Origin of the sequence: Bradyrhizobium sp. AZCC 1610 (assembly GCF_036924515.1) — a bacterium.
Taxonomy (GTDB): domain Bacteria; phylum Pseudomonadota; class Alphaproteobacteria; order Rhizobiales; family Xanthobacteraceae; genus Bradyrhizobium.
This window is the reverse complement of record NZ_JAZHRR010000001.1, coordinates 1,999,965-2,020,655: the sequence shown is the minus strand read 5'-3', so window position 1 is coordinate 2,020,655 and position 20,691 is coordinate 1,999,965. Positions and strand designations below refer to the sequence as shown.

The following is a 20,691-nucleotide window of genomic DNA, read 5'->3' as shown; positions in this document are numbered from 1 at the left end:
TTTTGCGAGCCGTCAAGCCTCGGGCTATTGTTAGATTGCCGCCATCAGCGAAAGAGGACTGGTTCACGCAGTTGTAACTATCGCCCCTGGCTTCGTATGGGTCCGCAAATGGATTCAAAAGCAAGAGCCGGCTATTTTCATGTTGCAATCTTAAATGTGCGCAAGAAGAGTTCGAGATTCAGCAATGACCAAAGCATTTTTTCGTGGTTCTGTTGACCGTCAAGGTGCTCTGTAACAAGCCGCCGAAGCTTAGGGGCGTTTATTATTTGTGCTAGGTTAGAAGTTTCGCTCACCAGCATGTCCTGGATGAAATCACGATAAGGGCCTCTAAACCATTCTCCGATTGGCACTCGGAATCCGACTTTCTTCCGCCGCACGATTTCCGCTGGAAGGATCTTGTCCATTGCCGCGCGCAGCACAGTCTTACCGCCCTTGCCTCCCGTCAGAAATTCGTCCGGGAAGCGCGCGACGACGCCGGCCAGCATCGTATCCATAAAGGGCATCCGGCCCTCGATCGACCCCGCCATCATCATCCGATCGCCTCGTTCCAATAGATCATCTGGTAGCCAGGATGTTTGGTCGAAGAATAATGTACGCCGCAGACTAGATTTGATCCCAGACGAGTATGGATAGACGTCCGGCGGCGTTGCCGACAAGGGCCGGCCTAGTATCGCCTCAGCTTCAGCAACCGAAGTGCCGCCGAACCACGCGCGCATGCGGTTCACAAGGTCGCGCTCGCCCGCGGCCAACGCAAGAACCTTTGCGCGCCTCATCCCGTAAGGCAAGGACCGCACCAGCGGATAGATCAGCCGCTCGTGCAAGAGGCGTGGCATCAGCCATTGGTACAAACCTATCCATTGCTCAGCCCGATGCTTCGGATATCCCCCCATCAGCTCGTCGGACCCTTCTCCGGTGAGTACCATCTTCACGCTGCTAGAGGCCATCTCAGAAAGCAGAAAGATCGGGATGTCAGATGTTTCGCTGACTGGGGCACCACGCCGCAAGACGGCGGTTGGCCAATGCTTCATGAAGCTGCTAGGCTCGACGAACAGCTCATTGTGAATTGTGCCAAACTGATCAGAAATCACACGCGCATGATCGAGCTCCGAGTATACCGATTCCCGAAAGCCTACTGAGAAGGTTCGTACAGGAGCCGCGCTGTGCTTGACCATGGTTGCCACGACCGCCGACGAGTCAATGCCACCCGAAAGATAGGCGCCGAATGGCGCGTCGCTGCGCATGCGGATTCGAACGGCCTCGTCGAATGTCCCTTGGAACAAGCGAATTGCATCATCGAAGGACTTAACGTCCGGCGCTGTCGTCGCAAACGGCGGCGAAAAATAGCGTGTCGTTCTCAGCGCTCCACTTTGCCATACAGCATAGTGACCAGGCTGCAGCTTCTTCACCGCGCGGAAGAACGTGGAAGGCCCCGGAACATAGCGATTAAGAAGATAATGACCGAGTGCTTCGCGATCGAAAGCTCGGTTAAAGCCCGGAAACTGAACGAGCGGCTCAATCTCTGAGCCGAAGAGAAGAACACCCTGCAGCTCGGCAAGAAACAGTGGCTTTTTGCCAAAGGCATCCCGGGCAAGTATCAGCCGCTGATCTTCTTCATCCCACAGCGCAAAGCCGAACATGCCGCGAAATCTAGGTACTGCGTTGAGTTGCCAGGCGCGATATGCTTCAATGAGCACCTCGGTATCCGAGTTCGTGCGAAACCGGTGGCCAAGGGCAACGAGCTCCTGTCGCAGTTCAATGTAATTGTAGATCTCGCCGTTGAAGATTAGCGTGAATCGGCCATCCTCACTCGACATTGGTTGGGCGCCGCCACCGATGTCAATGATCGAAAGCCGGCGGTGTCCGAAGCCGATTTGAAACTGCTCATCAAGCGTCTTGTGAAGCCAGTAGCCGGAGCCGTCCGGCCCCCGATGAAACATCAAATCCGTAAGGCTGATAAGAGTCTCGCGATCCTCGTCCTTCGCGGCCCCAAGAACCCATCCAAATATCCCACACATCGCTAAATGCCTTATCCGGACAAAGTTAGACGATCGTCCGCGAATCCTCGTTCTGGTGACCGTCGCGATTAAGCTATCAATCAAACTGAACAACGCCAGAAGGCTGAAAAACAGTATCCCAGGTAAGATCGCTCGCATTAGCGCTGGCTATCGTGTCGAAACAGCTTGATCGCTTCCAGATGGCACCTAACAGAATGAGAAAATGCTTCTGCAAGCCTCACCCCCCTACCCGGCTCGTTCCGGGCGCCAGCCCGCTGTTCGCTCGCGGTGCCATGCCCAGGCTTTTGCGTACGGTCACACGCGACTTGACTGGCAGCCCGAGCGCCCGCGCGCCCCACACGATGCCCATGCCATCAATGCTGATCACATCGCTATCAGCGACATCGGCCGCAAGCACCGGATCAAAGCGCATGTTGGCGAACTTGGCGACATTGAGCGCAACGAGCTGCAAACGCTGTTGGTTACGCATCGCCACTCCCCGGCCGCGTCATGTCGACGATGCCAAGTCCAAACACCGCAATATTTCTTCTACAATAGCCTTGGGGCGTGCTGAACGAGTGCAGGCAAAGGGGTTGTTTATGTGGGGCTGAGTGGCTACCCAATTGTGAGTAACTCGGTGATGAACCGATTTTCGATCGCTGCCGTCCACGTAAGTCCGCACCCGTTAACGCGGAGCCCGAACACATCCGCAATCGCTGCGGAAGGCCGCAAGCTTCCACCCGGCTGCTAGCTGGTGGCGCGAACGTCGCGCGATCAATACTCGCTCACCATTGGCGTCGAGGAAGCCCGACATTGCAAATTTCGACGAGGCGACTAGGATGGTCAGTGGCGCGACTATCGGAGCGAACGTCGTCTCAGTACCGCGAACGTCCGGGCGGACCGCTGGAAGGCTGCGCAATCGTGTTCTGTCGGACTGTCGCTATAAGGCAGGCCGCGCGTCTGTCCTCCCCACGTAGTCCAGTCAAGCAGGCTTAGGCGGGAATTGCCGAGGATGGCTCCGGCTCAGCGTGATGACGGATTTCGGTGTATTTGATGAGTACGACCCAGAATACCCTTCGCTTGATCGTAGCTACACCCTACGGCCCGCACGGGCGAGGAGGAATTGATCGCGTTACGGATCTCATTATCGATACAATCGACCAACGCGGAGACCTTGGCGTCAAGGCCGAGCGCCTGATAACCAGGGGACAGAAGAACATCTATTGGGCAGTGGTGCTCTTTGCCCAGGCGCTAGTCCAATTCGTTGTTGCTGCAAGGCGTGGCGAGGTTGACCTAATCCACATTCACCTCGCATTTCGCGGAAGCGCGTACCGCAAGCTGATTATCGCGGCTATAGCGCGCTTTCTTGGTATTCCCTATGTCGTTCATCTTCACGCCGGCCAGTTTGATGATTTCTGGGCAAGAGCCGGGACATATCTGCGCCAAAGCCTCAACCGATTGTTCGTGGATAGTGCAGCGATTATTGTGCTAGGCGACTATGGTGCGCGCGTCATTCTCGATCGGCTTCCCAGCCTTCGAGATAAGATCACGATCCTTCCGAACGCTAGCATGTCCCCGAGTCAACCAAATCGGGGCCGGTCGGAATCCGAACGAATTTGTATTACCTTCCTCGGTTTCCTTGTTCCAGAAAAGGGTGTCCCACAACTCGTCGAAGCACTCGGAAAACTAGCGTGCCGCACCGACTGGATTGCGACCATAGCTGGAAGCGGAGAAATACAGCAAACCCGAGAGCAGGCGCAACAGCTCGGGATCGCCGACCGCGTGAAGTTTCCGGGCTGGCTTGATCCTTCAGAAACCGCCGCGCTACTGCAGCGGACCGACATTCTTGCGCTGCCATCCTTTGTCGAAAGTCTCCCAATGGCAGTCATCGAGGCCTTCGCTTACGGTGTAGCTGTGGTCGCAACTCCTGTTGGTGCCGTTCCCGAAGTCATTGCTCACGAGCGCAACGGGCTCCTCGTGCCTGTTGGGCACGTCGAAGCGCTTGCCAATGCGCTTAATCGATTGCTCGATGATGGAGCGTTGAGGCGTCGCCTGGGCGACGCCGCCCGCCGCGACCATGCGGAACGATATGAAATCAACAACTACGTAAAGCGCCTGGTCTCGATCTGGCGAAAGGCGGCACGCTGTCGAAAGCGGGAGACACTCGCGTAGACACCGACGCCCTATTTGGTCGCCCGTGAAGAATCCTGATCTCAGGTTTGATTGATCGACGGCTCCGGGAAGAGTGCCGTCAGGATTTGGCGCAACAAGAGTGTGAGCCAGCGGATCAGACGGCGGAAGTTGTAGCCGACGGCGGCGAGGACGGCGTTGGCAGCGTCGCCGCGGCGGAACCAGAGATAGTTGCGACCCATGCGGTGCTCGGCCTTGAGATGGCCGATGACGGGCTCGACGGCGGACCTGCGGCGCAATTCGCGCTTGATCTTGGGCGTCACCCCACGCTTCTGGCCAGAGATGAAGACTCTGAACCTGTAGTCGGGCGGCGCATTGTGGCCGCGGTATCCCTTGTCCGCGAGGATGCGCGCGATGGTGCTGCCGACGAGCGCCTCCATGTCCGGGATCACGCTTGCCAGGGTGTGACCGTCGTAAGGGTTGCCGGGCAGCGCTTTCACATGGGCGACGAACTGGCCGCCCTTGCAGTGCTTGAGGGTGGTGGCGACGCTCACCTTGACGCCGAACTCGTAAGGCCGATGCGCCTTGCCTTTGCCGATGCATTCGACTTCCGGCGCGTGCAGGGAATAGATCTTCGGCCCGCGCTGATGCTGTTTCTGCTCGCGCACCCGCCGAGCCAGCGCCAGCAGCTTTGTAAACGCCGTTTCGAGCCCGCCGTCGCCCTCGATCTTGCGGGCGATGTCACGGATGACGCGGCCGAGATAGGTGCGCAGTTTCTTGAGCACCCGGTTGGCGCGCTTGAACTGCTTGGCGTGGGCATAGCGCTGATGCTGGATCAGCGCGAGCTTGCCCACCCGCGCATAGGATTGGCGCAAATCCACCCCGCGCAGCTTCGCCAGCCGCACCAATTTCTCGCGCGCCCGGTTCAGAAGCTTCGCATCGGTGGGGAACGTCACGTTCTTGGGCTGAACCGTGGTATCGACGATCACCCGTGACAGTTCGGATGGCTTGATCGCCTTGGTCCTGGTGGCAACCGACAGGCTTTCCTGGATCAGCGCAGCCAGCCGCTCCTCGCCCATGCGGCTTCGCCAGCGCGTCAGCGACGAGCGGTCGAACACCAGCCGGTGCTGGAAGAATTCCTCGCCGCAGAAGTATTGGTAATAGGGGTTCTCGACCCAACGCTCGCACAGCACCTCATCGGAGAGGTCATAGCTGTGCTTGAGGATCGCCAGCCCCGCCATCAATCGCGTCGGCAGCGGCGGCTGGCCGGGGCCGTCCGTGTAGACCTCGCCGAGGCGCCCTTCCAGGAACCCCCAATCCACCGTGCGCCCCAGCGTCACCAGCGGATGCTTCATGTCGATGATCTGATCGAGCCGGGACCGGAACAGATCCTGCTCACCCGTTTCTCGCCGTTCCCGTGGCCGCATTGCGCCCCCGCCAAATCATTCCCAGGCGAGAGAATCACGAATCAAGTTTGCAAGGAATCCCCTTCCGCACGCCAGGTTTCCGGCAAATTCGACTGCCCAAACGTCGCGTTTTCAGATTCCATATCAGTCACTTGGGAATTCTTCACCGACGACTATTTGGCTTCTTGGCACTGTTGGCATCCGCGAGTCGTAGCTTCACGCAGATTATATCCGCCACTGCTGTGTCTGCAGCGGCGATCGCCTTAGCGGTGACGGCCGCAGTTGACGGGCGCCCCTCCGGAGACTTGCGGTGGTCTCAGCCCACTGTCGGCCGAGTCAGGCGCAAAGAACCTTCCAACCCCTCCCGATGTGATCGTCGCGAAAGTAGCGTTTGCGCCGCCAACTGCACCCCATTCATTCGAGCAGCGAAGGAAACTTCTGAATCAAACGCACTGCTCACCCCAATGCGGGGAAGCGCGAATCGGTCGATACGATCGCCGCTTAGCTGGCCGTGCCGTGTTGTTACGGCGCTCACATATCCCACCTCATTGGCGAGATGCTCTTCTCGCAGACCGCATGCGCCGTACGGATAAGCGAGGTGCCGAACGGGCAATTGAACTAAATTCTCAAGATAGTTACGATTGTCCGCCAACTCGGTCCGCGCTGAGGCCGCGTCTAAGTTTACGAGCGCTTGATGTGAGGTTGTGTGCCCGCCAATTGATGCGAGAGGGTGACGCGCCAGACTTTGGAGCGCGCGCGCATCCAGGAAGTATCGGTCGTTCAGCGCCGACATGGAAATACCAGCGTTCTCGAATGTCGTCGTAAGCGCTGCGGCGCGCCTATAATCCTGGTGGACCCACTGGTCCACTTCTCTCAGGGCGACTTCCTTGCACCGCAAGTTGGGACAACGAAATCGAACGCCCATTGCGTCGATCGTTATCGCTTCTCTTGAGCGAAATAGTTCGCGTAATCCTAGCCACCAGGACTGCATGGTTCGCGTCAACGCGGTGGTCGGCACGTACATCATGAATGGAGCGTTGTTGCGCTCGAGGATTGGAAGCGCCACCGAGACATTGTCCCGGTACCCGTCGTCGAAAGTGAGCACCGCGTAGCGGCGCGACCAGTCCTTCCTAGCCAACCGCTCAAGGCACTCCTCGAGGCTGACAATTGCCCACCCTTCCCGCTTCAGCCAACTCAGCGAATGTTCAAAAAGTTCAACCGAAGTGCCGGTCTTCAATTCCGACCGACAGTCCCGCTGAATTTCGTGGAACATCACGATCACCGCCCTACCAGCGAAGACCCTGCGAAAAACTGGAAAGAGTCCAGCGCTTCCGATCGCATAAGACAGGGCATCTTTAAACAGCTGCTTCAATTGAGGCGACCTCGCAGCAGTAATGCGTTCAGCCAGGGCTCTAACCATGCTGCAGGAGCAGCGTGCCACTTCCCGCTTCGACGCAAGTGTAAGCAAGAGAGGGTTGAGAATAAAAGCACTTCGATCGAGCTCAACTGGAGCGCATTCTGGCTACCCAATTATGAGTATTGAGCCCCGCAGTTTCGCCAACTCCACCCTGTTCGACGTCAAGATAGAACGGTTCATCACAAAACGCGTGCATGTTTCGATCAAGTGCATGTCGAACCATTTCACCATGAAAACGCGACGGCGTCGCGATGAACAAGCGGTCCAGCTCCTCAGTATCTCATACGCCTTAACGCCAGTACATTTTTTCATTAGCATCAGGATGAAATTAGCACCGTCGCACACCGCAACCAATCTTACATCGGGGTGAGCCGTGATAATGGCTTGATGAGAGATTCCCACATTGCCGAGCCCAATGAGGCCGCTTAGATCATCATCCAGCCTTTCAGTCAGTGGCGGCAGCCTAGCTCGAGAATCAGCGAGTACAGCTGGGTGTAGGCAACTTTGCCCTTATGGAGCAATTCCAAGTTCGGACCCCGCTCGGCGGCGTTGTCAAGGATCCTCAGCGCTGTTTCCGCGTCGAGGTCTGGCCGATGCTGCATACATCCACTCCGCAGCAAGTAACGATCAACATCGAGCAGCTCCGATCGATAGATCGAGACCGTTGGGATACCGAGCACCGCCATCTCCCGGGTCATCGTCCCACCAGCACCAATAAATAGATCGCAATCTGGAGCTATTTCTGCCAGATCAAGCGCGGTATCGATCACGCGTATGCCTTTGAATTTTTCATCTCTGTAATGGATACCCTGCGCACGCCCTCTTGGAAGGACGGTCAAAGCGACATGATCGCGAAGCCCAAGCAAAAGACTATCCAAGAAGTTGATTTCACTCTTGTAGTACTGAGCGATCCAGGGCTCCGGCCTCACGTAGACCGTTCTGCGCTGGTCTCGCGCCGTCCTATCAGTGCGTCGCGACGTGAATTGATCGGCAAAATACCATAGATACATGCCTTCTTTTATTCCCGGAAAGTGGCGCACCTTAGCCGCGCGAGCGCCCTGCCAGCGAATGTTCCGGGGGTCAAGGAATTCTGGCAGCATGATCACATCGGCGAACAGGAATGCTGGCACGTTTCCAAGAGCGTGCTCATTGTCGTTCAGATAAATTGACCGGGCGCCCAGAAGTCGCGCGACGACCGGAGAATGGAAGGAGCTTTGCGAGACCGCGAGGTCAATTGAATGGTCCTTGAGAAAACGGTACAAGTCGCGCACTCGGACGGGATACCCTAGAATTTTTCTAGCGATGTTCGCCCCGTAGTGTTTACCGACGACCTCGTAATTGAGCTGATGTAGCTCCAACAGATCAATCGTGTTCGCAAGTGGTCGGGCCGTTATAACTACTTCATGTTCCCCTTGAAGCTCCCCAATAAGCTTTCGAAACATGTTAATGTGGGGCGAGTTATGGAGATCAAACCAAATGTTCATCATTCGTCCAAACTTGCTTCAGCGGGTAATCCCAGGTGAACCAGGCAAGCTCCTTGAAGGAATGCGGCCAGACATGGGCGGGAGGCTCCGAGGAAATCTCCACACAGAACATTAGGCCGCTCTACGACGCTTACGCATCGCCTACTTGGAATTAATAGATCAAAGAAATATCGCCCGTGCCTGAAGTTCGCCTCGCCTTCCACTGACGGCCAACTCACCCCGAACATTCCTCGTGCTTGCTCTCTCTCAGCTAGCGGAATCGATCGCTGGCGGCGCCCGTTTGATGTGTGATGTGTCTGATCTGGCGTTTCGTACGCGCTGTCTGAGCTGCACATCGACTTCAATTGCGTCATCCGGGCGGCTGTGATTGAGAGCTTGGTAAGAAGCCGTGCGGAGCCTACGCGACACTATACTCCTCGATGAGGCGTTTCGTGTTCAGAATATTGCTCTTGCTTGAAGCTCCGAACACAATTGATTTGATGTCTTTCTGACGGCAGACGTACTCGATAGCCTCACGCGGGTTGATCGCTCCCGAAGCCAAGACGGACATCGCCACCGGCCTGAACTTGCGGGATGCAATGGCTTTCTCGTAAAGCTCGATACCGCCGCACATCCGAAAGCCCAGTTTATTTATATTCGCGCATACGATTGGGTTCTCTATGCCAACCTCCTCTAGAACGTCGAGAAGACGCGGCATATTCATCGTTATAAACCCCGGCTCAGCGTTGAAGCGCTCCTGCACATGGTCGGCAAAAATGCGAAATGCCTCTTTGATCCCCATCCCGAGCAATAGGTCAGTCACCACATTCTGAAGAAAGATGACTGGTGTTCTCAGCCCGCTGAACATTTTCATCTCAGCGTCGATCAGGAGCCGCGCCATACCCTCCACATCGCGCCTGGCCACAGATACACCACCTCTGACCAACGCAGAAAAGGCGCCCTCCGCGGGCAAGAATCGCTTCAATGCCTCGATCATTCCGTGCTCTGTTACGGCATTTGCATATTTGTGGGCGTATGGCATGCAGGGATAGAATTCCAGCTTCGAATATCGCTCCGGGTGCGAACGGACGTGCGCACAGATCTCGAAGATTCGATCGTGCGTCGTGCACATGAAGACGTGGATTCCGCTGTCATAGGCGGCATCCAGCAGATCAATGATTTCCTGGATATCCGCAAAGCGGATGGCCTGCGCACGCGCCTTTTCCTCGGACATGTGATTGATGCCGAAGAACTGATTATCGCCGAACAATATTCGATCCACTGGCCCCTCCTCCCTTGCTGGGAGATCTATCTCAGCGTCCCATGACCGCGGACAAGAAGCCTCCAGATCCGTTTCGGCTCAGAGTTGGACTCCTGGGTCCGGACTCCACTCGCCGCCACGCTTCTCCCGCATTCTGCAACATCGCAGCCACGACACAATCAGTCTGAACCGCCGACTCGAAGGACGAGATATTCTCCCGGCGACCTTCCACGATGCATTGAAAGAAGTAGTCGAGCTGCGCAGAATATTCCTCGCCCCGGAGGTAGTACCAGACATCGCGATGAAAGTCGGTTGTATGACGAATGTCCCAACCCTCTTTCGCCGCAACAGCGCTGCCCGCCGCGGCTCGAATGAATGTCTTCACTTCCTGACGGTCGACGACCATACGTCCATTCGTGCCCCAGAGCGTGACCTGCGTCGACATTCTGCGAAAACTGTCGTCGCTCCAGTTGGCGGCGATCATCCCCGTCGTGCCATCGGCAAAATGCATCGTCGCGTAGACCTCATCGTCCACGTCGCGGGAAAAGATCCTGTTGAGCACCGTACCGGACACAGCGTCGGGCTTGCCAACGAGATAATTCACGATATCGATTGCATGGCATGCGTAATCATAGAGGCAACCGCCGCCCTCACTGCCCTTCGACCGCCATGTCGCCCCTTTGGGTCGCAACACCACCGGCCCATAGGCTTCAACCCTGACGTGATGAAGCCGGCCAAGCGCGTGCGCATCGAGTAGACGTTTGGCCTCGTTGAACGATCCAACGAATCGGTGGTGATACCCCACTTGATTGACAACACCTTTCCTTTCAGCCAGCTCCGCCAGATCGAGACCGTCGGATACATCGAGGCAAAATGGCTTTTCGCAAAACACGTGCAGGCCTCTATTGAGAGCCTCGCGGACCATCTCACCATGAAATCGCGAAGGCGTCGCCATGATGACCGCATCCAGCGATTTCTGATCGAGCAGTTCCCGATAATTAGAGAAGGCCTCGATGCCCGTATATTTGTGGAGGATGGCGCACAAATAACTCGCGCTATCGCAAATTCCAACCAGCTTGGCCGCAGGATGCGCGTTGACAATCGCAAGATGGGAGAGTCCCATCTTGCCAAGCCCGATCAAACCAACATTGACCATCGCGGTCTCCCTAACATGAGGAACGCTTCTAGTTGCCAGAAATTCGTACCCGCGTGAGAAGCGACTCCGGCGCAAAGCTCGAGAACTCCGTCGGCAACATGTCCGTCCGTCATGGCTCTGGCGATCGCAAAATCCAGCTCGTCATAAACGTCAGCTGGGCGACCAGTATCGTCAAACCAATTCGGTCCCAGCGCGCCACATCGCGGACGGCATGGAAGCGATGGCCGGCGACCTCTTCGGCGTAGGTGGAATGAACGCTTACAAATGCAGCATCCAATCCATTGAATGCCGATTGCAGCCGCCGCATTTGAATCCAGTGCACACCTCTAGAAGCCACGACGAGAACTTTGTTGGACACGACGGCACTCCAGGCGAGCCATAACGCCGCTCGATCGCTGCCGACCTATCCGCAAGCCACTAAGGGCGGCCGGTACGCCGTCAGCTGAAGGCGCACCCTCAACTATCCTCCGCTGATGCAATCTCCGAGACATCGCGAGGTGAACAATCGAAGGCCCCGCTACGATATAGCAAAGCTCCCCACACGGGCCTGCCAAGGAGGGTTACCCAAACCGTGACACGGGTGTTCGTAGACATAGCTGGCGGCTGGATTGGTCAGATTGGCAGGCCGTCCTTTGCTTTTTGACAACCTAATCCCACACTGCCGCGGCTCAATGGACCATTATAGCTACCCTGACAACTTGAAGCGGACGAGCCGCTTCTTCATTGGATTTCGGTTCGCTTTCACCAGCCTTGTCTGTTTGTTTCCGTTGCAGGCCAACGTGGGAGTTGTGCATGTCCTGTACGAAATCAAGGTAACGGCATCTGTACCATTCACAGACCAGGTGGTCTGGGGTTCTACTGTGATCGAGAATGGGTAATCCGAAAGGGTCGAGCCCCGGACCGGTTCAAAAGACTATGCTCGCGTTGACCTCCTCCAGCGAGCTCTTTTCAAAGCATGTGCGGAATTTCCGGAATTTGGGAGCGGAATGGTTGCAGCCTGCAAGTTCTAGAAAGGCGCGCGTCTGCAATGACGAAAACCCTGAGTCACCGCGGACCAGACGACAGTGGAGTTTGGTTGAGCCAGGAGGCCAGCATTGCCTTCGGGCAGCGTCGCCTTGCAATTATCGACTTGTCCCCAATGGGACATCAACCGATGACCTCGGCCAACGGCCGATATACAATTACGTTCAATGGTGAAATATATAATTTCCGAGAGCTGAGGACCGAGCTGGAGGGTCGCGGAGTTCGGTTTCGCGGGCAATCAGATACAGAAGTTATTGTCGAAGGCTTCGCCCAATGGGGCGTCAAATCGACCATCGCTCGCTTGAACGGGATGTTCGCAATTGCAGCGTGGGACGCGGGAGCGCGTCAACTGTTCCTATCTCGTGATCGAATGGGCGAGAAGCCGCTTTATTGGGCGATCTTCGATGGACTAGTGTTGTTCGGATCAGAATTGAAGGCGCTGCGCGCTCATCCCGGTTGGAAGCCAAGTCTCAATCGTGGAGCGATCGCCGCTTTTCTCCGGCATAGTTATGTGCCGGGTCCATTCACGATCTATGAAGATGTCTACAAACTGCCGCCCGCCGGGTTCGTAAAAATCGCGAGCGGCGGCGGCCCCGAAGTGGGCGTGTACTGGGATCTCGCTGGTGTTGTTTCTCAGGGTCGGCGCACTACGCTTCGAGCCGACGAAGAGGAACTGGTCGATGAACTCGACGCGTTGCTTCATGATGCAGTATCGCGCCGCATGGTTGCGGATGTACCGCTTGGCGCCTTTCTGTCCGGCGGTTATGACTCATCTACTGTCGTCGCACTGATGCAAAGAGCTTCTCGGAGACCAGTCAGGACGTTTACCATCAGCTTTGAGAACGCGGCATTCGACGAATCGAAACACGCTGAGGCTGTCGCTCGGCATCTTGGGACCGAGCATACAACGTTTCCCGTCAGCGGCGCTGAAGCTCTCGATGTGGTGCCGAAGTTGGCCGAAATGTATGACGAGCCATTTGCTGACTCCTCCCAGATCCCGACCCATATTGTCTCCGCGTTGACGCGGAAGCGCGTCACGGTGGCCCTCTCAGGAGACGGTGGAGACGAATTGTTTTCCGGGTATGACCTGTATCGGTGGACGGAGAGCGTTTGGCGGCCGAGTGCGAAAGTGCCGCTTGCACTCCGCCGCCTCGCGTCTTCAAGCATTCGCGTTGTGCCGCCTAGCGCCTTCGACAGGATAGCGCGCTATGCACCATACTTTCGGCGTGTGCCACAGGTTGGCCAAAAGGCCCATCGGTTGGCTCACATCCTCTCAGCGTCATCGATCGACTCCGTGTACTATCAAGTTGTCTCGCACCATCAGAACCCAGACAATCTTGTAAACGGGTCACAAGAGGTGCGGACGGCCTGCTGGGGTCAGAACCTCAAGGTCCTCCTGCCCGATCCGGTGGACCGTATGCGCTACCTCGACATGTGCACGTATTTGCCCGATGACATCCTAACTAAGGTTGATCGCGCTTCTATGGCTGTCGCTCTTGAGGTGCGCGCTCCGTTGCTCGACCATCGTCTAGTTGAATGGATCTGGAAGCTGCCGTCATTTCAGAACGCGCGCGCCCCGCGCCCCAAACACTTGCTCCGGCGTGTTCTTGCCCGCTATGTGCCCGATGGTTTGGTCGAGCGCCCGAAAATGGGCTTCGGAGTTCCGCTCGCAGATTGGTTGCGCGGTCCGTTGCGGGATTGGGCCGAAGACCTGATGGACGAGGCTGGCCTGAGCGCCGGTGATATTTTTGACGTCGAGGCAGTTCGTTCGGTCTGGGCCGAATTCTTGAGCGGAGATAATGGACGCTATTTCTTCATCTGGAACATTCTAATGTTTCAGGATTGGCATCGTCGGTGGGGCGGTGCATCGGTGGCGGACACCGGAACAAGGAGACCAGCTCTCTATTCCCAGCCGGAGGTACGATGTCCTTGGTAAACTTTCTCCAGACGAGCGAGCCGCTTGAGCGAGAAACCGTTGGACGGACAGCATCCCAACTTGTGGCCGCGATTTCGCTGCCGACCGCATGCTTGACTTAAAGAGAAACATTTGGACTGGGCTTTGGTGGAGAACCGCCGATGCGATCCCTGACAATGTCAAATGCACATCCTCAGATATCCGGGCTCATCTACTCGAGAGTCGCCGAACTGCTATTCATCGGTCTGCTGCTGGTCTTTATATATCCATTCTTTTTTGTGATTTCCGGAACGGATCCGACTATTCCGATTGAAAGTCAATCGGAGACAAAAAACGTCTATTATTTACAGATGGCACTTCCGTTTTTTTGCCTCGTAATTGCCTTGATGTGTCGGGGTTCAGGCGTATGTCTTCCGAGCGCGATTATGATTTATGCCGGTATCTGCCTCGCATCGACCGTATGGTCTGTTGATCCATACGACACATTCAAGCAAGCGTCGTTGGTGTTTCTATATATCCTTGCCATTGCCGCTGTCTGTCAGGTTTTGGATATCGGTACCTTCTGCAAAATAATAGTCAAACTATTGGTTTTTTTGATGCTCGCGAGCGTGGTGATGGCGGTCGCTTTTCCGAAATATGGAATACATCAAGTGAATGATAGCATACATCAAGATGAAAATGTCGGCCGGTGGCGCGGGGTATTCGCGCATAAAAATCAACTGGGCGCCGCGGCGTCTATCAGCGTTTTCACCTTCTTGTTTCTCAGGCGTCTCATAAACGTGTCCGTTGGTTTCCGCGTGATTTGTATTGTCGCGGCGATTGTGTGCCTGATATGCGCGCAATCGGCAAACTCGTGGATCGCCTTGTGCATGCTGTTAGTCTATTACTGGCTGATAGGCGCTGTTCGTGCTTCCCGAAGCACTCTAATGCTGATTGTGGTCGGTGTAAGCGCATTGGCGTTTACAGCCTTCTCTTTTTTCAGCGAAGACCTCGTAGCTGTCGTTGGGCGCGACGCGACCTTTTCTGGACGCACCGACATCTGGCGCATCGTGCTTGACGCAATTTGGCAGAAGCCCCTCCTTGGATACGGCTATTACGCCGCAACGGCCGATTTCATGCGACCTCTTCTCGTTGGCGAAATCGGAAAGGCTGCCGTCGATGCTCATAATGGATATCTTGACGTCTTGCTTGGAACAGGGATCGTTGGTCTGGTGCTATTGCTATGTTGTATTTCGTCAGTCATAGTAATAGGCATTGGCCGCGTGAAGACGTCTGCCCCCGAAAGGGATTTCTTTATGCTGCTTTTGAGTTTTCCTATTTTGGGCTTGTTGTCTTCATTCTTCGAGGTGGCGGCATTGTCCGGGGTTCAGGACCCGCTCGGTGCGCTGACTATCTTATCGTTAACCGCGATCCCATTGTATTTGCGATTCGATCGCGGCACTTATCAGTGGACGTCTGCCGGACACACGGGATCAGCAGCGCGACTTTCTGTTACTGGAAGTGGAGGTACGGCGCGCTGAGGGGCTCCGACGCTCGGCGGCTGAAGGCGGCGCGCGTGTGCGACTGGCGACCTCCCAAATACTACCTCGCTGCCGGGAGTGCGGGTCGTTCGCAGGCTCGAGGCCGTCATCGCCCACCGCGGCCGGCAGGCGAAGTGCGTCGCGGATTCGGCGCCGAGCTGACGGCATGGCAATCCTACGCTGGAGTATGCTGACCGAGTAGCACCAACAGCAAAACGACTCAAGCGCAGCAGTTAGCGCGACGCTGCCAGAGTTGCCGCCGCGCCGCCGCGGTCGACCACCCAAACATGGAGCCCACGATCACCAGCCAGCTGGCTGATCGCCGAGTACCCTGCGCCTGGGGAATTTCTGCTTCGCCACATCTGGGGAAATTTGAACCGGCATTGACAGCGTCGAGCATCCGCTCGGCCAGAAGCTTCTTCAGCTTCGTGTTCTCCTCTTCCAAGGCCTCAGCCGCTTGGCCTCGGAAGCATCCATACCACCGAATCTAGCCTTCGCGGTTCATCTTGGCCGGCTGTCTCTGCGAGCGAGAAGCTCGCTTAGGCACTGCCCATGCGCACCGTCGGGCAGTACAGAAAGTTATTGATATAGGAGAGACTCCTCCGACGTTCGTTCCCAGTCTCGAAAGCCAGCGACGGTAGTTGATTGCCTGCGTTGTCGAACGTTCTGGCAGGACGACGCTTGCCACGCTCAAAATAGAACCCTTCGTAGCCAAGAGCGGACAGGCTCTTATCAATTCGGCTAAGCCCACCTGGATTGTGGCGTTCCTCGATTTCTATCAGCAGGCAGGGGCGATCGCGGACGATTGTTTCTCGTCCTCCGTCAAGCACGTCCTCCTCATGGCCTTCGACGTCGATCTTGATGAAGGAAATGTTTTTGAATTCATAGTCGTCTAACCGACGCAGAGAAACGTCGATCGTCCGAGAAAGGCGCTCGTCAGCGACCACGCGCGGCTCAAGGCTGGCCATACCTTTATCCTCTCCTTGAGAGGGAACGAGCGGAATTCGCAACTTTGCCCGGCCTTCCTGGGATGATAGTGCAACATTCTCGACTACAATATTCCTCACTCTCAACCGGCGAATGCGCTCGGCGTCTTCTGGAATCGGCTCGAAAGCATAAACGTAGCGGGCCATCCGACTGAGATGGTATGCATAGACCCCAGTACTGGCGCCGACGTCGAGAGCAACACCATCTCTGCGCACATATTTGTGCAATTCGCGCAGCTCCCATTCTCCAGTGCGGAGGTACTCATGCCAAAAACACTTGCGCATCCCGAGCCAGTATCTCATCTCTGCCCATCGCGCGTACTGTGAAATCTCAGTGGCCTTGTCCAACATCGTAGTTCCCCAAACCAGTATCCTTGAGCGACGACTGACCTGTCCTGGTCATGCTACCAACTGGTGCTTTCTCAACCTCTTTCGTTTCAAGTGCCGGCACGCATTGCAGCGGCCCTCATCTGTTTACGGCTTCCTGACCACCAGCTTTCGGCTCGGCCGAAGATTGCCCACCTTCCAACATCCAAAATACGCTTGGCGACGCCCGATACAGCCAGCCATTGGGATATCGTGCCTGCCCCAAAAGGGGTAACTAGCGGCTCTTGATGATCAGTGGCTCCTTACGTCATCTCCGGCCATAATAGGTCTCTGACCAGAGCGCGGCGCCAAGGTCGGAGCCGTCGTCGCTTGTGGCCGGCTGAACTTGGCCAATCCCGGCCATACGGAGATGCGTGATCGCATCGACGCGATGGTCAAGATGCGCGAAGCCTTCCGCCCGTTCGCTCCGGCGGTGAGTCTCGAACAGGTACAGGATTGGTTCGAGGTACCGAAGGGCTTCGAACTTCCCTACCTGATTATGATCGCCGACGTTCGCCCTGAGCATCGTGCCGCGCTGCCTGCGATTACGCGCACGTCAGCGGCTCGGCTGCAGACGATCAACAAGGGCAATCGGGAATTCCACGCGTAGGTGCAGGCTGTCCGTAAAGTGACTGGTCGGGAAATGGGTGCTGAACATGAGCTTCAACGCGAAGGGTCGGCGATCGTCAACACCCCGCGCAAAGCCATCGACACGTTCTTCGGGACAGGCATCGAGTTTCTCTTCCTCGAGAACACACTCGTCCGCCGCGCAGGGCAGAGGTAGCGGCGCAAAGGCACACATTTTGCGGAGCGTTAAAGCGTCGCTCGCGCTGCTCCAACCAACCACCATATTCGTGCCCTTGATCGACAATCTCCCGATGGGAAGTTCCGGAACTCATCCTTCCCGAGCGCAATGGCGGTCTACGCCGGAAACCTCTCACCACAACTGACGATCGGCTGGCAACCTCGACCATCTATCTGAGTCTTTGCCTCGCTCAAATACGACATGCCGACCAGCACTGTGGACGACACAGAAGGCCCCAGCTCTAAGGGTAGATGAGGCCTTCGGCATGGCGGCATGGCAAGGTCTTGGGCAATTTCGTTCTCGGTGGCGAGGCCGTCGCGCTCGATGTTGACGTCATCGCGGATTTCAACGCGCTCCCTTCTCGCAAGCACGACAAAGAAGTGCAGCTCTGCGCCTTCGACGTGCTGGCCGCAGGCGGCGCGGATCTCCGCAAGCTTCCCCTCTCGACGCGCAAGATGGACCTCGAACAACTGCTGGCGCGGCGTCCTGAGGGCGTCTTCTCAATTCATGGGCGGGTTGCAGAGACGACCATAACCGGTGGAACTCAAGAGGAGTGCCCCTTTTTAGCAATTATTCCACCCGGTGCACTTGCGTAGGCTAGCCCGGCGCACCGGCTTTACGGCGCGACCCCGGTCCTGAGAGCGGGCCGCCATGGCAAGCTCTGCGCTTGGGCTAGTTACGCCAGGCAGTAGAGCAAAGCCGAGAGGAAAACCTCATGTCTCAAAAACTACTTAAGTTCGCTGCATGGGCCGGTCTGTGTGTCATTGCTTATTTAACTCTGTCGCCGCTTAGAGATAGGCCGATTTTGCTGACCTCGTTGAAGCTGGAACATCTTGCAGCATTTGCCATTCTCGGCACGCTCTTCTGCTTAGCCTATCCTCGACGCACTCTTGCCGTCCTATTCATCGTACTTGGCAGCGCCGCATTGCTTGAGCTTCTGCAGTTTCTTAATCCGGATCGCCACGCGCGAACCTTAGACGCACTCCAAAAAATTGCTGGAGGCGCCGCAGGCGTTTTCGCTGGCCGCGCTGTCCTACGTTTCGATCGAGCACGTTTCTGGTTGTTACGCGCCGCAGGCACCCGAACTGTCGAGCGGGCCGCCAACATTAGACATCGCACCAATTTGCACGATTGATCGACGCGTCGCCAAGCCGTCATGTGCCGCTGTTATCGCTAGATTATCGTAGCGTCCTGGAAGCTCGTCACGGGCGACTTCATTCCCCGCTCGCGGCCCACCACGATAGTCCGGCCCCATCAAGCCGCCAGGTCAGATTTGCGAGCTGACGGCCTTGGGACCAACGACACTTCGGAGGTACCTCGTCCGGAAGCGCATTGCTCATCGACATCCACCTTTGCGCCGCCGACTCCGCAGGCGCGGTCGGGTTAGATTCTCGCCCTCGAAATCTGCGTGGCATTCATCTCGACGCGATGCGGATCGTCCGACCAAATGGGAGGCTTTGGGCTATGAACGTGCAGGAAGCCCAGTTCCGCAACTTCGTCCTGGAAAGCAGCCGAGTACAATTCCGTTCCGACTGCGCCTCATTCCGGCAGCGCGCGGCCGCCGTCGCAGAGGCTGCGGCGGCGGAGGTCGAAGCCGCGGACCGCGAGGCGCGCTTTCCGCGGAAGGCCATCGACGGGGTGCGCAAGCAGAGGCTTCTGGGGCACCCAGATCCCATCGAATTCAGCGGAGACGGCGCATCGATATCCGAGGTGACCGACATGTGTTACACGCTCGGTCGCGCCTGCGCATCAGCGGGCATGACCTTCGCGACGCTTCAGACCAAGGTCGCATGTCTAGTCCGACACGGCGCGGGCAGCGCCGGCACGAAAGGCTGATGCGCCGCGTGGCCGCAGATGAGCTGCTGCTGGCGTCATCGACAACGGGAGGCCAGAACGGCGGGAACATGCGCTTCAGCTCGGCGGCAGTGGAGCGCGCCGGCACGGAGATCTCACTGCTGCGCGACGCGACTGTGATTTCCTGCGGCGCCGAGGCAGACGGCATCATCACGATCGCCCGTCGGAGACAAGCACATTCAATTTGACGGTGAGTGAGAAGCATGGCCAGGTTGGCTGTTCTAGAGCCTGGGAAGCAAGCCGCGTCGTTCCGCGTAGAGTTTGTCCGCGACTGGACCAAAGCCTCGGCGCGCTGGGGCAACGGCGGCGACGCCACGGTCTTTCAGCACAGGCACTGGCTCGATGCATGGTATCGCGCCTTCGACACCGTCAATCCCGTTATTGCCATCATCAGCGACACGAGTACGCAGCGCGATGTCGCGCTCGTTCCGCTGGTGTTCCGCAATCAACACGGCGTTCGCTCGGTCGAGTTCGCGGATCTGGGCCTGAGCGACTACAACGCGCCGATACTGGCGTCCAACGCGCAGTATGTTGCCGCAAGCCTGCGCACGATCGGTTCCGCGCTGCTGGCGGCATTGCGCCAATTGCCTGATCGTCCCGATCTGATCCGGCTGAAAAAGATGCCGCTTGAAATCTGTGGGCGTCCCAATCCGTTGGCGGAGATCGAGGGGGCCCGATCCTGCTCGATGAACGGCAATCTCGTCGAACTCGGCGATGATTTCGAGGTCTATCGCGCCTCGATCCGCAAAATACAGATGCCGCGGTGCTGGCGCGTCTTCACCCGCCACCACCCCGGAGCCCGATTTGAAATCGTCACCACCGTCGACGAAGCGCTGCGGATTCTCGATGTGATGGACCGCCAACAGCACAAGCGCATGAAGCAGTTGGGAGAGAACTTCGTTCTCGACGAACCCCGTCGCGCGAAGTTTTATCGCGACGTCGTAAGTCGCGGTCTCGCGGAAGGCTACGCCGTGGTTTCGGCGTTGATCTGCGACGACGGCGTCGTGGCCACCACCCTGGGACTCAGGCACGGCCGGCACTATTCTCTGCTGCGGAACACCTACGGAGAGCAGTGGTCCAATTTCTCACCGAGCCGGCTTTGCATCGAGCGGACGATGGCCGCCTTGCACGGGCAAGGTGTGCGGCACTTTGATTTCAGCATCGGCAATTACGATTACAAGCGGCGTTTTGGCGCGGAACCTCTTCCATTGACGGATGTCGGTATCGCCCTTTCCTGGCGCGGCACGCCCCATGTGCTGCGCGACCAGGCCGTGGAGAGACTGCGACGCTATCCGCGGCTCGCCGGAAAGGTTCGGCGCGCGGCCGGCAGTGTTGCAGCGGTAAAAAAACTCTGGGCACGGTGACGGGTTGCGCGGCCCTTACGCCGCGATGTCT

The 20,691-nt window shown here is 57.1% G+C and carries 19 protein-coding genes and 2 pseudogenes; 10 read left to right on the top strand and 11 right to left on the bottom strand.

Annotation, left to right across the window (positions count from 1 at the left end; all coding sequences use genetic code 11):
- Positions 1–137 precede the first annotated feature (137 nt).
- Together asnB (V1279_RS09635) and V1279_RS09630 are read right to left on the bottom strand one after the other, a co-directional pair.
- Positions 138–2,153 carry an asparagine synthase (glutamine-hydrolyzing) gene (asnB, locus tag V1279_RS09635; protein WP_334434698.1) on the bottom strand — a complete coding sequence of 672 codons (2,016 nt, stop codon included), beginning with the start codon at positions 2,151–2,153 and terminating at the stop codon, positions 138–140.
- 79 nt (positions 2,154–2,232) lie between these two features.
- Positions 2,233–2,484, bottom strand: coding sequence for a hypothetical protein (locus V1279_RS09630; RefSeq protein WP_334434696.1), 252 nt, complete (start codon positions 2,482–2,484; stop codon positions 2,233–2,235).
- Positions 2,485–3,047: 563 nt separating this feature from the next.
- On the opposite strand from V1279_RS09630, the gene V1279_RS09625 reads away from it, so the two are divergent.
- A complete protein-coding gene (locus tag V1279_RS09625; protein WP_334434694.1) occupies positions 3,048–4,166 on the top strand; it encodes a glycosyltransferase family 4 protein in 1,119 nt (372 codons plus the stop codon).
- 41 nt (positions 4,167–4,207) lie between these two features.
- Here V1279_RS09625 and V1279_RS09620 read toward each other — a convergent pair whose 3' ends face one another.
- The 7 genes from V1279_RS09620 to V1279_RS09595 all read right to left on the bottom strand — a co-directional run bounded on the left by V1279_RS09620 (position 4,208) and on the right by V1279_RS09595 (position 11,185).
- Positions 4,208–5,551, bottom strand: coding sequence for an IS5 family transposase (locus V1279_RS09620; RefSeq protein ID WP_334434692.1), 1,344 nt, complete (start codon positions 5,549–5,551; stop codon positions 4,208–4,210).
- 295 nt (positions 5,552–5,846) lie between these two features.
- Positions 5,847–6,902, bottom strand: a complete 1,056-nt coding sequence (locus V1279_RS09615; RefSeq protein ID WP_334434690.1) for a polysaccharide deacetylase family protein — start codon at positions 6,900–6,902, stop codon at positions 5,847–5,849.
- A 130-nt stretch (positions 6,903–7,032) separates the two neighbouring features.
- On the bottom strand, positions 7,033–7,215 hold the full coding sequence (locus V1279_RS37790; RefSeq protein WP_442894882.1) for a Gfo/Idh/MocA family oxidoreductase: 183 nt from the start codon (positions 7,213–7,215) through the stop codon (positions 7,033–7,035).
- 181 nt (positions 7,216–7,396) lie between these two features.
- Positions 7,397–8,431: a DUF354 domain-containing protein gene (locus V1279_RS09610; protein WP_334434688.1), complete on the bottom strand. Its 1,035-nt coding sequence runs from the start codon at positions 8,429–8,431 to the stop codon at positions 7,397–7,399.
- Between the two features lie 397 nt (positions 8,432–8,828).
- Positions 8,829–9,692, bottom strand: a complete 864-nt coding sequence (locus tag V1279_RS09605) for a hypothetical protein (RefSeq protein WP_334434682.1) — start codon at positions 9,690–9,692, stop codon at positions 8,829–8,831.
- Between the two features lie 31 nt (positions 9,693–9,723).
- Positions 9,724–10,827: a Gfo/Idh/MocA family protein gene (locus V1279_RS09600; protein WP_334434680.1), complete on the bottom strand. Its 1,104-nt coding sequence runs from the start codon at positions 10,825–10,827 to the stop codon at positions 9,724–9,726.
- A gap of 109 nt (positions 10,828–10,936) precedes the next feature.
- Positions 10,937–11,185: a hypothetical protein gene (locus V1279_RS09595; RefSeq protein ID WP_334434678.1), complete on the bottom strand. Its 249-nt coding sequence runs from the start codon at positions 11,183–11,185 to the stop codon at positions 10,937–10,939.
- A gap of 597 nt (positions 11,186–11,782) precedes the next feature.
- Here V1279_RS09595 and asnB (V1279_RS09590) point away from each other — a divergent pair.
- The 3 genes and pseudogenes from asnB (V1279_RS09590) to V1279_RS37785 all read left to right on the top strand — a co-directional run.
- A complete protein-coding gene (gene asnB / locus V1279_RS09590; protein ID WP_334434677.1) occupies positions 11,783–13,786 on the top strand; it encodes an asparagine synthase (glutamine-hydrolyzing) in 2,004 nt (667 codons plus the stop codon).
- Positions 13,787–13,926: 140 nt separating this feature from the next.
- Positions 13,927–14,976, top strand: a pseudogene (locus tag V1279_RS09585) (O-antigen ligase family protein); the annotation flags it as partial.
- Positions 14,977–15,209: 233 nt separating this feature from the next.
- Positions 15,210–15,314 (top strand): annotated as a pseudogene (locus tag V1279_RS37785) (transposase); the annotation flags it as partial.
- A gap of 191 nt (positions 15,315–15,505) precedes the next feature.
- Here the strand turns inward: V1279_RS37785 and V1279_RS09580 are convergent.
- Entirely contained in the window at positions 15,506–15,730 is a 225-nt protein-coding gene (locus V1279_RS09580; RefSeq protein ID WP_334434675.1) for a hypothetical protein, read from the bottom strand.
- A gap of 94 nt (positions 15,731–15,824) precedes the next feature.
- A complete protein-coding gene (locus tag V1279_RS09575) occupies positions 15,825–16,622 on the bottom strand; it encodes an FkbM family methyltransferase (RefSeq protein WP_334434673.1) in 798 nt (265 codons plus the stop codon).
- 361 nt (positions 16,623–16,983) lie between these two features.
- Between V1279_RS09575 and V1279_RS09570 the strand changes: the two genes are divergently transcribed.
- The 6 genes from V1279_RS09570 (at position 16,984) to V1279_RS09550 (ending at position 20,660) form a co-directional block, all read left to right on the top strand.
- Positions 16,984–17,247 (top strand): carbamoyltransferase C-terminal domain-containing protein, encoded by a 264-nt coding sequence (locus V1279_RS09570; RefSeq protein WP_334434668.1) that lies wholly within the window; start codon positions 16,984–16,986, stop codon positions 17,245–17,247.
- A 479-nt stretch (positions 17,248–17,726) separates the two neighbouring features.
- Positions 17,727–18,038 carry an ATP-dependent DNA ligase gene (locus tag V1279_RS09565; RefSeq protein ID WP_334434666.1) on the top strand — a complete coding sequence of 104 codons (312 nt, stop codon included), beginning with the start codon at positions 17,727–17,729 and terminating at the stop codon, positions 18,036–18,038.
- Between the two features lie 119 nt (positions 18,039–18,157).
- Positions 18,158–18,577: a VanZ family protein gene (locus tag V1279_RS09560; protein WP_334434664.1), complete on the top strand. Its 420-nt coding sequence runs from the start codon at positions 18,158–18,160 to the stop codon at positions 18,575–18,577.
- 329 nt (positions 18,578–18,906) lie between these two features.
- Positions 18,907–19,278, top strand: a complete 372-nt coding sequence (locus V1279_RS09555) for an acyl-CoA dehydrogenase family protein (protein ID WP_442894746.1) — start codon at positions 18,907–18,909, stop codon at positions 19,276–19,278.
- Positions 19,278–19,484 (top strand): hypothetical protein, encoded by a 207-nt coding sequence (locus tag V1279_RS37780; protein ID WP_442894745.1) that lies wholly within the window; start codon positions 19,278–19,280, stop codon positions 19,482–19,484. Before V1279_RS09555 ends, V1279_RS37780 begins: the two co-directional genes overlap by 1 nt.
- 15 nt (positions 19,485–19,499) lie before the next feature.
- On the top strand, positions 19,500–20,660 hold the full coding sequence (locus V1279_RS09550; RefSeq protein WP_334434662.1) for a GNAT family N-acetyltransferase: 1,161 nt from the start codon (positions 19,500–19,502) through the stop codon (positions 20,658–20,660).
- Positions 20,661–20,691: the final 31 nt, after the last annotated feature.